The sequence below is a fragment of the Pseudomonas sp. MYb327 genome (assembly GCF_040438925.1).
Classification (GTDB): Bacteria; Pseudomonadota; Gammaproteobacteria; order Pseudomonadales; family Pseudomonadaceae; genus Aquipseudomonas.
This window is the reverse complement of record NZ_CP159258.1, coordinates 4,472,501-4,484,374: the sequence shown is the minus strand read 5'-3', so window position 1 is coordinate 4,484,374 and position 11,874 is coordinate 4,472,501. Positions and strand designations below refer to the sequence as shown.

The following is an 11,874-nucleotide window of genomic DNA, read 5'->3' as shown; positions in this document are numbered from 1 at the left end:
GGTGCGCTAAGGTTTAACGAAACGTTAGCGCCGCCTCGCAGTCAGTACCTCATCCGCTTTACCACGGCAAAAGGCCCGACATGCTCACCGTCCTCAAACAAGAAACTTATTTGCTGTTGGCGCTGATCGCTGCGGTGGTGGCCTTCCCGCTGGAGCACTGGCTGCTGCACAGCGGTCAGACAGTCGCCTTGATCGGCGGGCTGGTGCTGATTGCCTTCATCGTCGCCGCATCCATGCGTGTTGCCCATCAGGCCGAATTGCTCGCGGAAAAGGTCGGCGACCCTTACGGCACGATGATCCTGACGCTGGCCGCGGTGCTGGTGGAAGTGGTGATCCTGGCGATCATGATGAGCAACGAAGCCTCGGCGACTTTGGTGCGGGACACGATCTATTCGGCGGTGATGCTCGACATCAACGGCATCCTCGGCCTGGCGGCATTGATGGGCGGGCTCAAGCATGGCGAGCAGTCCTATAACGATGACTCGGCACGCAGCTACAGCGTGATGATCCTCACCGCCATGGGTGTTTCCATGGTGGTGCCGGAGTTCATTCCTGAAGCCAACTGGAAGCTCTATTCGGCGTTCACCATTGGCGCGATGGTCGTGTTGTACGCGCTGTTTCTGCGCATGCAGGTCGGGCCGCACAGTTATTTTTTCAGCTACAGCTATCCGGACAAGCGCCGCAAGAAAGAGCCGCAGGAAAATGAGCCAGCACCAATCAACCTGACGCTGTCTATCGGCTTACTAGTGTTCGGCGTGGTGGTAATCGGCGCACTGGCCGAAGTGATGTCCAAGACCCTCGATCTGGGCCTGGAAGGAACGGGCGCGCCGCCGGTGATTACGGCGATTCTGGTGGCGGCGATTTCCGCGGCGCCGGAGATTTTGACCGCGTTACGCGCGGCACTCGCCAACCGCATGCAGTCGGTGGTCAATATTGCCTTGGGCGCGTCGCTGTCGACGGTGATCCTGACGGTCCCGGTGATGGAAGCAATGGCGCTCTACACCGGTCAGCCGTTCCAGATGGCCATGACCCCGGTGCAGACCGTGATGATCTTCATCACCCTGATCGTCAGCGCGATCAACCTCAACGACGGCGAAACCAACGCCATCGAAGGCATGACCCATTTTGTGTTGTTTGCGACGTTTATCATGTTGTCGTTGCTGGGCCTTTAAAAGCATCGCCGGCAGGCCGGCTCCTGCGGGTTACGCGTCGATCGCGAACCTGTAGGAGCCGGCTTGCCGGCGATGGCGTCCGATCAGACGCCGCTGATCAACTGCCGCGCCGCCTGACTGTGATCGGCAATCAACCCCTTCAGATCCAGCCCCTCAACCTGCCCATCAATCACCCGCCACTTGCCACCAACCATCACCCGATCTGCGCGATCCGCCCCGCACAGCAACAGCGCGGATACCGGATCGTGGCTGCCGGAGAAGCGCAGTTCATCGAGTTTGAACAGCGCCAGGTCAGCCTGCTTGCCCACCGCAATTTCACCGATGTCGCTACGACCCAGCAAACTCGCCGAACCTTTGGTTGCCCAGCCCAGCACGCGCTCCGGAGTGATCTTCTCGGCACCGTAACGCAGGCGCTGGATGTAAAGCGCCTGACGGGTTTCGAGCATCATGTTCGATGCATCGTTGGACGCCGAGCCGTCCACACCAAGGCCGAGCAACGCGCCGGCATCGGTCAGTTCAATAGTCGGGCAAATGCCGGAGGCCAGGCGCATGTTTGAACTCGGGCAGTGGCAAATGCCGGTGCCGGCGGCGCCGAGGCGGGCGATTTCATCCGGGTTGAAATGGATGCCATGGGCCAGCCAGGTACGCGGGCCGAGCCAGCCGACGCTGTCCAGATAATCCACGGTGCGCAGGCCAAAACGTTGCAGGCAGAAGTCTTCTTCGTCGAGGGTTTCCGCCAGGTGCGTGTGCAGGCGCACATCGAGTTTGTTCGCTAGCTCTGCGCTGGCGGACATGATTTCCGGGGTCACCGAGAAGGGAGAGCAGGGCGCGAGGGCGATCTGGATTTGCGCGCCGGCACCGCGTTCGTGGTATTCGGCGATCAGGCGTTGGCTGTCGTCGAGAATCACCTGGCCTTCCTGCACGGTTTGTTGCGGCGGCAGTCCGCCGTCCTTTTCCCCGAGGCTCATGGAACCGCGCGTCAGCATGGCGCGCATGCCCAGTTCGCGAACGCTCTCGACTTGCACATCGATGGCGTTTTCAAGACCTTCCGGGAACAAGTAATGGTGGTCAGCGGCAGTGGTGCAACCGGACAACAGCAATTCGGCCAACGCGACTTTGGTGGCGAGGGCGAGCTTTTCAGGCGTGAGTCGGGCCCAGACCGGATACAGGGTTTTCAGCCACGGGAACAACGGCTGGTTGACCACCGGCGCCCAGGCGCGGGTCAGGGTTTGATAGAAGTGGTGATGGGTGTTGATCAGCCCTGGCAGGATCACGTGCTCGCGAGCGTCGAACACTTCATTGCACGGTGCGGAAGGCTGTTGACCGAGGCCGAGCACTTCGACGATCACACCGTCTTGCAGCACCAGGCCACCGCGGGCATCGAGGTCGTTGGCGGTGAAAATGGCGAGGGGATTTTTTAACCAGGTACGGGTCGCAGGCATGTTGGCCGGCTCCTCTGAAAGTGGGGTTCAGGGTTGCCAGCTCAGTGTTGCCCTGTCTGCTGATCCAGGGTCGCCGGGGAGGCGAGGTGCGAAGTGTCGATCAAAAGTGCGATCCGGGCAAGCCCGGCCCGACCAGACAACACAACCTTGTAGGAGCCGGTTGCCAGCGATTGAGGGCATGCCTGACACACCGCAGCGCCGGGATCGCCAGCAAGCCGGCTCCTACAAGGGTTACCAGGGAATGGTTTCGCCTCTGTAGTTGATGAAGTGATGCCCACTCTTGCCGGCATACGCATTCACTTGATCAACCAGCCCGCGGGTGCTGGTCTCCACATCAATATCCGCGCCTTCACCGCCCATGTCGGTTTTGACCCAGCCCGGATGCAGCGACAGCACGGTGAGTTTCTGCTCGCCCAATTGGGTGACGAAGCTGCTGGTCATGGAGTTCAGTGCCGCTTTACTGGCCTTGTACAGTGCGAGTTCCGGTGCATCCGGCATGGTCACGCTTCCAAGCACCGAGCTCATGAACGCCAGTACGCCGGTGTCCGGTCGGATCTGCCCAATGAAGCGCTGAGCCAGGTTGATCGGCGCCACAGCGTTGGTGAAGAACAACTGACCGACCTCGGCCAGCGTCGCGCCGCCGTTCGGTGTCTGAACGTCTGGCCCCTTGACCCCGGCATTGACGAACAACAGGTCAAAGACTTCGCCCTTGAGTTGCTGGCTCAGCGCGATCACCGCTTGCTGATCGTCCATGTCGAGTTTTTCGATCCGCACATTGCCCAATGCCTGCAAGGCCTCGGCGTTCTGTGGGTTGCGCACGGTAGCAGTGACTTGCCAGCCATCGGCCAGCAGTGTTTTCACCAGACCGAGGCCCAGCCCCCGGGAGGCGCCGATGATGAGTGCGGTTCTTGCCTTAGACATGAGTGGCTTCCCTGGTTAAAGAGGTTCAGTGGACAACGTTGATGCGGTCTATGCTGCAACGCCTGATGTCAGGCGTCGAGTCCGTTGTTGTCTGTTTTGGCCCCATCGCTGGCAAGCCAGGCTCCCACAGGATCTGCGCAAACCTTGTGGGAGCGGGCTTGCCCGCGATGAGGCCCGCCCAGTCAACCTTTAATGCCCAGCCTGCCACGGCTGTCCCAACGACACCGGCGCATACAACCGCGTGCGCACCGCATCCCGGGACAACAGCACCAACACCACAATCGTCGCCACGTACGGCAGCATCGCCAGCAAACTCGACGGAATCGCCAGCCCCAACCCCTGCGCCACCAGATGCAGGATGCTGGCAAGCCCGAACAGGTAGGCCCCGAGCAGCAAGCGCCACACCCGCCAACTGGCGAACACCACCAGCGCCAGGGCGATCCAGCCACGGCCGGCGCTCATGTTTTCGGCCCACATCGGCGTGTACGCCAGGGACAAATAAGCCCCCGCCAAACCGGCCATCGCCCCGCCAAACAACACCGCCAATGCCCGCACGCCCAACACCGGCAAGCCCATGGCGCTGGCGGCATCCGGATTTTCCCCGACGGCCTGAATGATCAGCCCGACGCGACTTTTCAGAATCACCCACGCCACCAAAGCAAACAGCGCGAACGACAAATACACCAGCAGATCCTGGGCAAACAGCATGCGCCCAATCAGCGGGATCTCGCTCAAATACGGAATCGCCAGCGGCTCGAAACCGGTCAGCGGTTTCCCGACCCACGCCGCGCCGACAAAGGTCGACAGGCCCACGCCAAAAATCGTCAGCGCCAGTCCGGTAGCCACCTGATTGGCGTTGAACACCAGTGCCACCACGGCAAACAGCGACGACAACAGCATTCCGGCGAGCATCGCCAACACCACGCCGAGCCACAGGTTGCCGCTGCTGAATGCGACGATGAAACCGATCACCGCGCCAAACAGCATCATCCCTTCCTGGCCGAGATTGAGCACACCGCTTTTCTCGCAGATCAGTTCACCCAGCGCCACCAGCAACAACGGTGTGCCGCAACGCACCATGGCGTAGAAAATATTACTCAGCAGATCGATATCCATCACAGCGCTCCTGCGTGTACGACGGTGGCGGGTGCGCGGCGGACCCAGCGCAGGTTCAAACGCGGGCGATAGAGAATCAGCACATCACTGGCCAGCAGGAAAAACAGCATCATCCCCTGGAACAATTGTGTGATTGCCTGCGGCAAATTCATGCTCATCTGCGCATTCTCGCCACCGATGTACAGCAGCGCCATCAACAGGCTCGAAAACAGAATGCCGATGGGATTCAACCGACCGAGAAACGCCACGGTGATCGCCGCGTAGCCATAACCCGGCGAAACCTGGGGCACCAATTGGCCGATTGGCCCGGTGACTTCGCAGACGCCGGCCAATCCCGCCAAACCGCCGCTGATCAACAGCGCCAGCCAGATCAGGCGCTTCTCGCGAAAACCGACGAAGCCGGCGGCGCGCTTGTCCAGCCCGAGCACTTTGATCTGGAAGCCGACAAAGCTTTTCTGCAACAACACCCATACCGCCACCAACGCGAGCAGGGCGAAATACACCCCGGCATGTACGCGCCCGTCCTCCATCAGCAGCGGCAAGCGGCTGGCGTCACCAAACATCGCCGATTGCGGAAAGTTGAATCCCTCCGGGTCTTTCAGCGGGCCGTGGACGCAGTAGAGCAACAGGTTCAAGGCGATGTAGTTGAGCATGATGCTGGTGAGGATTTCATTGGCGTTGAAGCGTGTGCGCAACCACGCCGTCAGCCCCGCCCATACCGCGCCGGCGAGGGTGCCGGTGAGCAGGATCAGCACCAGCGCCCAGCGGCTCTGCATGTCGATGATGTTCACCGCCAGCGCACTGCCGGCCAGCGCGCCGAGCAGCAATTGACCTTCGGCGCCGATGTTCCAGATCCGAGCCTGATACGCCACGGCCAGGCCCAATGCGCAGAGCAGGATCGGCAGGGCTTTGACCAGCAACTCGGAAACGCCATACCAATCGCTGACCGGCGCAATCAGCAACGTGTGCAAGGTCAGCAGCGGATCATGCCCCAGCGCAACAAACAGCAGCGAGCCGCAGCCTAGCGTCAGGATGGCTGCCAACAATGGAGAGCACCACAGCATCAGGCGCGATTGCTGGCCGCGCGGTTCAAGTGAAAGCAGCATGTGACACTCCGTTAAAACGTTGCGGATGCAGATGATTGAGGGGCGTCGAAGCGACCGGCCATCCAGCCGCCGACATCGATCAGGCGGGTGTCGACGGTGGCCCGCAGCGGCGATAGTCGACCGCCGCACAACGCGCCGAGGCGGTCGCTGATCTGGAACAGTTCGTCGAGGTCTTCGGAGATCACCAGGATCGCCGCACCGGCATCGCGCAAGGCGATCAATGCCCGGTGAATGGTTGCGGCGGCTCCGACGTCCACGCCCCAGGTCGGGTGCGCGGCCACCAGCAGTTTCGGTCGCTGAAGAATTTCCCGGCCGAGGATGAATTTCTGCAAGTTGCCGCCGGACAGGCTGCGGGCCGGCGTTTGGCTGTCCGGTGTCTTGACCCCGAAGCGGCGGATGATCTCTTCGGCCAGTGCTTGGACTTTGCTGCGCTGCACCAATCCGTTGCTCACCAGTCCTTGCTGAAATGCCGTGAGCAGGGCGTTGTCCGCCAGGCTCAACTCTGGCACCGCGCCGTGGCCCAAGCGTTCGGCGGGAACAAATGCCAATCCACGTTGGCGTCGGGCGTCGGGGCGCAAATGGGCGACCGGTTCGGCGGCAAAACTGATCGTGGCGCCGTCGTCGCGAGTTAACTGTTGTTCGCCGCTGAGCAAGGCGAGCAATTCGTCCTGACCGTTGCCAGCCACCCCGGCGATGCCGACGATCTCGCCGCTGCGCACCTCAAGGTCGATGTCTTTGAGCGAACAGCCGAACGGGTCCGGGTTATGCCAGGACAGGTTTTTCACCTGCAAAAAGGCCACACCGCCGCGCACCTTCGGATAGTCAGTGATCAGCTCCGCGGCTTCGCCAACCATCAGCCGCGCCAGTTGCTGATCCGAACATTCGGCCGGTACGCAATGCCCGGCCACGCGACCGCCGCGTAGAACTGTCGCGCTGTGGCACAGCGCGCGGACTTCCCCGAGCTTGTGGCTGATAAACAGAATGCTGCAACCCTCGGCGGCGAGTCGGCGCAGGGTGATGAACAAATCGTCGGCCTCCTGCGGGGTTAGTACAGACGTCGGTTCGTCGAGGATCAGCAGACGGATGTCCTGCATCAGGCAGCGAATGATTTCGACCCGTTGCCGCTCGCCGATCGACAGGCTGTGGACAAGTCGCTCAGGCTCCAGCGCCATGCCATAACGCTGCGACACTTCACGAATCTTTGGCTCCAATTGCTTGGGTGTGCCGGCCGTCGCGCCCAGGGCCAGCGCGATGTTCTGCGCCACGCTCAGGGTTTCGAACAACGAGAAATGCTGGAACACCATGCCGATCCCCAGGCCGCGAGCCTGTGCCGGGTTACGCATGCTCACCCGTTGCCCCTGCCAGATCAGTTCCCCGGCATCGGCATGCACGACGCCGTAGATGATCTTCATCAGCGTACTTTTGCCCGCACCGTTCTCACCGAGCAAGGCGTGGATTTCACCGGGTGCGATGCTCAGGTCGATGTCGTCGTTGGCGAGGCAGCCTGGATAGCGTTTGCGGATTTTGCGCAGTTGCAGGCGCGGTGTTTGATCGGGAATCGGCGCGGAATCGGGCATGACAGGCTCAAGGGATTTGGAGTTATGCCTGTGGATAAAGCAATTTCCTGGCCATCAGGTCAGGAAAACTGAAAAGTCTGACAGGCCAAGGCTTTAAGCGCGGACCTTCGGTTGGTTCGATACTGAAGGCGGCACCACTTGGGGGCAGAACCGTTGGCCAGGCTCCAGTTTCAGGCGTCAGTGTTTGATCAAAAATTGACCAGTTGGGTGCAAACCATATCCGGCATGGTGTCGCGCCGGCCATGAACGGGTTATCCACAGATTGCTCCACAGTATTTGTGTGCAAGCTCAAATGTCGGGCATAAGCGAGCATCGGCTATCTTCTAAAGGTGATAAACCGCTCTAACTATTTGTTTTTACGTGGATTTAGCGTTTGTGATGGTAGATTGGACGAAAAATGAGCAAAGCCCGCAAAGCCGCATGACAGAAGGGTTACAGCGGTATGTGCTCAGGTTATCCACAGTCGGGTACACAGCAGATGTGGGCAAGTGCGGAATAAGTGAAAAGCGGCGACGCCCCAAAAGATCGCACCCTGCGCGATTCTCTGTAGGAGCTTCCGAAGGCTGCGATCTTTTGCTCATCTAACGCTGCAGCAAAATCCGCCCGCGACTCAAATCCGCAAGCTGCGATTGCAAGGTATCAATCTGCCCCGCACCGACAGCCAACTGCAATTCCACGCCATCAGCCGTGAAATCCTCTTGCACAACCAGTCCCCCAAGCTCTGCCACGCGCAACTTCACCAAGTTCAACTCGCCAAACGCACAGGCACACCGCAACGGCACCCGACTGATCAACTCGATCTTCGGCGCCGCTTGCAGGCACTTGTTCGCACCGCCGCCATACGCCCGGGCAAGTCCGCCGGTACCGAGCTGAATACCGCCATACCAACGGATCACCAGCACCGCGACCTGATCGCAATCCTGCGCTTCGATCGCCGCCAGAATCGGTCGACCCGCGGTACCGCCCGGTTCGCCATCATCGGTGCTGCGATATTGATCCCCGAGCTTCCACGCCCAGCAATTGTGCGTGGCATTGTGGTCGCTGTGCTGCTCGATGAATGCCTGGGCTTCTGCAGGGCTGGTGATCGGCGCGGCGAAGGTAATGAAGCGGCTTTTGCGAATCTCTTCGCGGTATTCGCAAAAGTCGCTGAGGGTAAAAGGCATAGGCTTCTTAAATGGATGGCGTCAGGCCGCAGCCTTTGAGAATGATGCGGATCAGGTTGTTGCCGGCGTCTTCCATATCTTGCTTGGTCAACTTGGCGCGTCCGCTGACACGGCAGATCTGCGTGGCGAAATCGGCATAGTGCTGAGTGCTGCCCCATAACAGAAAGATCAGGTTCACCGGATCGACCGGGTCCATTTTGCCAGCGTCGATCCACGCTTGAAACACCGCCGCCCGGCCCTGGAACCAGGTGCGGTAGTCCTGATTGAAATACTCGGTCAGGCATTCCCCGCCGCTGATGACTTCCATGGCAAAGATCCGCGAGGCTTGCGGCTGGCGACGGGAAAATTCCATCTTGGCGCGGATGTAGCGGGTCAGGGCTTCGGCCGGGTCGTCATCGGCCGTCAGTGTATTGAAGGTGCTGTCCCACAACTGGAGGATGTTGCTCAACACCGCCACATACAAACCAAGTTTATTGGTGAAGTAGTAATGCAGGTTCGCCTTCGGCAACCCGGCATTCAGGGCGATGGTGTTCATGCTCGTGCCTTTGAAACCGTGACGGGCGAACTCGTCTTCGGCGGCTTTGATGATGGTCTCTTCGTTCTTCTGACGAATGCGGCTGGCGGGTTTTCCGCCATGAGCTGGGACTTCAAAGGTCATAGGCACTTCCGGTCGAGTGGGTGGGTGCATCCAGTGCGTTGATAGCGTAAAAGCGAAAGCACCACAAGCCGGATCCTACAGGTCAGCGTGTGGCAGCCAGGCTTTCGAGGAAGCTTTCCAAAACCAGATGAGGGCGGCGCCCCTTGCGGGTAACCGAAGCCAGGCTCAGATCATAGAACCGCGCCTTGGGTTTCAGCGCACGCAGCCGACCTTGCTGCACCCAGAGGCTGGCGTAATGGTCCGGCAGATAACCGATATAGCGCCCGGTCAAAATCAGAAACGCCATGCCTTCACGGTCTGACGCACTGGCGGTGCAATTGAGTGCCTGATAATGCGCCTGGATTTCCGCCGGCAAACGAAACGTCGGAGCGATGGCGTCCTGGCTGTTCAGGCGTCCGTCGTCCAGTTGTTTGTCATCGACATAAAACAGCGGATGACCCACCGCGCAGTACAGCAACGATCGTTCACTGTAGAGCGGCTGATATTCCAGCCCCGACAGCGCACTTGCCTGCGGCACTACGCCGACATGCAAGCGACCGTCGAGCACGCCTTGTTCGACTTCATTGGGCGCGATCATGCGGATCTGAATCTGCACGTCCGGACCGCGCTCCTTGAGTTGCGCCAAGGCATGGGTGATGCGCATGTGGGGCAGGGTGACCAGATTGTCGGTCAGGCCGATGGTCAACTCACCGCGCAAGTGTTGGTGCAGGCCGTTCACCTCGGTGCGGAAACTTTCCAGCGCACTTAATAGCTGCAACGCCGATTGATAGACCTCGCGACCCTCTTCGGTCAGGGAAAACCCGGCGCGACCACGTTGGCAAAGACGTAAGCCGAGGCGCTGCTCCAGGTCGCTCATCTGTTGGCTGATGGCCGAACGACCGATGCCTAGCACGCTTTCGGCTGCGGAGAAGCCGCCACATTCGACCACGCTGCGAAAGATCCGCAGCAGGCGGATATCAAAGTCGCTGACTTGCGCCAGTGGATCGGGGCGGCGGCTGGACATGCACTTACTCGATAGTTTAGTGAAGGGCTGACTGAAGGTTAGAAGAGTTGCATTTCATCGACTTTATCCCCGTGGCAATTTAGCTGCAACAACGGTTTTTTATCCCTACGCGCTTATTGCCTTGCGAGGATTCGCCCATGAACTTGCCTGAAAACGCCCCGACATCTCTGGCCAGCCAGCTAAAGCTCGATGCTCACTGGATGCCGTACACCGCCAACCGTAACTTCCAGCGCGATCCGCGCCTGATCGTTGGCGCTGAAGGTAGTTGGCTGATCGACGACAAGGGCCGCAAGGTTTATGACTCGCTGTCCGGTCTGTGGACCTGCGGCGCCGGGCACACCCGCAAGGAAATCCAGGAAGCGGTCGCCAAGCAATTGGGCACACTCGATTACTCGCCAGGCTTTCAGTACGGTCATCCGCTGTCATTCCAGCTGGCCGAAAAAATCACCGATCTGACCCCGGGTAACCTGAATCACGTGTTCTTCACTGACTCGGGTTCCGAGTGTGCTGACACTGCCGTGAAGATGGTCCGTGCTTACTGGCGCCTGAAGGGCCAGGCGACCAAGACCAAGATGATCGGTCGTGCCCGTGGTTATCACGGTGTGAACATTGCCGGTACCAGCCTTGGTGGCGTGAACGGCAACCGCAAACTGTTCGGTCAGGCGATGATGGACGTCGATCACCTGCCGCACACTTTGCTGGCGAGCAATGCGTTCTCCCGTGGCATGCCGGAGCAGGGTGGTATCGCACTGGCTGATGAACTGCTGAAGCTGATCGAACTGCACGACGCGTCGAACATCGCTGCGGTATTCGTCGAACCTCTGGCCGGTTCCGCTGGCGTACTGGTTCCGCCACAGGGTTACCTCAAGCGTCTGCGCGAGATCTGCGATCAGCACAACATCCTGCTGGTGTTCGACGAAGTGATCACCGGTTTCGGTCGTACCGGCAACATGTTCGGCGCCGACACCTTTGGCGTTACCCCGGACCTGATGTGCATCGCCAAGCAAGTTACCAACGGTGCAATTCCGATGGGCGCGGTGATTGCCAGCTCCGAGATCTACCAGACCTTCATGAACCAGGCGACGCCGGAGTACGCGGTGGAATTCCCGCACGGCTACACCTATTCCGCACACCCTGTGGCTTGCGCCGCTGGCCTGGCGGCCCTCGACCTGCTGCAAAAGGAAAACCTGGTGCAGAGCGTGGCCGAAGTCGCGCCGCATTTCGAAAATGCACTGCACGGTTTGAAAGGCACGAAAAACATTATCGACATCCGTAACTACGGCCTGGCCGGTGCGATCCAGATCGCTCCTCGCGATGGCGACGCAATTGTGCGTCCGTTCGAAGCGGGCATGGCGCTATGGAAAGCAGGTTTCTACGTGCGATTTGGCGGCGACACCCTGCAGTTCGGTCCAACCTTCAACAGCAAGCCGCAGGACCTGGATCGTCTGTTCGACGCGGTCGGCGAAGTGCTGAGCAAGATCGACTGATTTCTCCTTCTATATAGCTATAAACAACGGGCGCTCGGAAAGGGGCGTCTGTGGACAACTTTTCAGGAGCTTCCATGAGCGTTATTCCGCATTTGATCAATGGCGAACTGGTGACCGAGAACGGTCGTGCAGTCGATGTGTTCAACCCGTCTACCGGCCAGGCCATTCACAAGTTGCCACTGGCGACCCGCGAAACCATCCAGAGCGCCATCGACGCCGCCAAGGCGGC

At 59.9% G+C, this 11,874-nt stretch carries 11 protein-coding genes (1 of these 11 running past the window's edge); 3 read left to right on the top strand and 8 right to left on the bottom strand.

Going from position 1 to position 11,874, the window contains the following annotated elements; genetic code table 11:
* The first annotated feature begins 80 nt into the window (after positions 1-80).
* Positions 81-1,172: a calcium:proton antiporter gene (locus ABVN21_RS20225; protein ID WP_339556744.1), complete on the top strand. Its 1,092-nt coding sequence runs from the start codon at positions 81-83 to the stop codon at positions 1,170-1,172.
* Between the two features lie 83 nt (positions 1,173-1,255).
* Here ABVN21_RS20225 and ABVN21_RS20220 read toward each other — a convergent pair whose 3' ends face one another.
* From ABVN21_RS20220 to ABVN21_RS20185, 8 genes are all read right to left on the bottom strand, one after another.
* A complete protein-coding gene (locus ABVN21_RS20220; protein WP_339556745.1) occupies positions 1,256-2,614 on the bottom strand; it encodes an 8-oxoguanine deaminase in 1,359 nt (452 codons plus the stop codon).
* A gap of 231 nt (positions 2,615-2,845) precedes the next feature.
* Complete coding sequence (locus ABVN21_RS20215) at positions 2,846-3,535, bottom strand: SDR family oxidoreductase (RefSeq protein ID WP_339556746.1); 690 nt, start codon at positions 3,533-3,535, stop codon at positions 2,846-2,848.
* A gap of 189 nt (positions 3,536-3,724) precedes the next feature.
* Positions 3,725-4,651 carry an ABC transporter permease gene (locus ABVN21_RS20210; RefSeq protein ID WP_339556747.1) on the bottom strand — a complete coding sequence of 309 codons (927 nt, stop codon included), beginning with the start codon at positions 4,649-4,651 and terminating at the stop codon, positions 3,725-3,727.
* Positions 4,651-5,757, bottom strand: coding sequence for an ABC transporter permease (locus ABVN21_RS20205; protein WP_339556748.1), 1,107 nt, complete (start codon positions 5,755-5,757; stop codon positions 4,651-4,653). Before ABVN21_RS20205 ends, ABVN21_RS20210 begins: the two co-directional genes overlap by 1 nt.
* An 11-nt stretch (positions 5,758-5,768) precedes the next feature.
* Positions 5,769-7,334, bottom strand: coding sequence for an ABC transporter ATP-binding protein (locus tag ABVN21_RS20200; RefSeq protein WP_339556749.1), 1,566 nt, complete (start codon positions 7,332-7,334; stop codon positions 5,769-5,771).
* Positions 7,335-7,915: 581 nt separating this feature from the next.
* Entirely contained in the window at positions 7,916-8,497 is a 582-nt protein-coding gene (locus ABVN21_RS20195; RefSeq protein ID WP_339556750.1) for a YigZ family protein, read from the bottom strand.
* Between the two features lie 7 nt (positions 8,498-8,504).
* On the bottom strand, positions 8,505-9,155 hold the full coding sequence (locus ABVN21_RS20190; protein ID WP_339556751.1) for a TetR/AcrR family transcriptional regulator: 651 nt from the start codon (positions 9,153-9,155) through the stop codon (positions 8,505-8,507).
* Between the two features lie 82 nt (positions 9,156-9,237).
* Positions 9,238-10,158 (bottom strand): LysR family transcriptional regulator, encoded by a 921-nt coding sequence (locus ABVN21_RS20185; RefSeq protein WP_339556752.1) that lies wholly within the window; start codon positions 10,156-10,158, stop codon positions 9,238-9,240.
* A gap of 137 nt (positions 10,159-10,295) precedes the next feature.
* Here ABVN21_RS20185 and ABVN21_RS20180 point away from each other — a divergent pair, with 137 nt between their 5' ends.
* Positions 10,296-11,645: an aspartate aminotransferase family protein gene (locus ABVN21_RS20180; protein WP_339556753.1), complete on the top strand. Its 1,350-nt coding sequence runs from the start codon at positions 10,296-10,298 to the stop codon at positions 11,643-11,645.
* A 74-nt stretch (positions 11,646-11,719) separates the two neighbouring features.
* Positions 11,720-11,874 carry the 5' end (the start) of a CoA-acylating methylmalonate-semialdehyde dehydrogenase gene (locus ABVN21_RS20175; RefSeq protein WP_339556754.1) on the top strand. Its footprint extends 1,339 nt past the window's final position, so 155 of the gene's 1,494 nt are visible here — the first part of the coding sequence; the start codon lies at positions 11,720-11,722; its stop codon lies beyond the right edge, outside the window.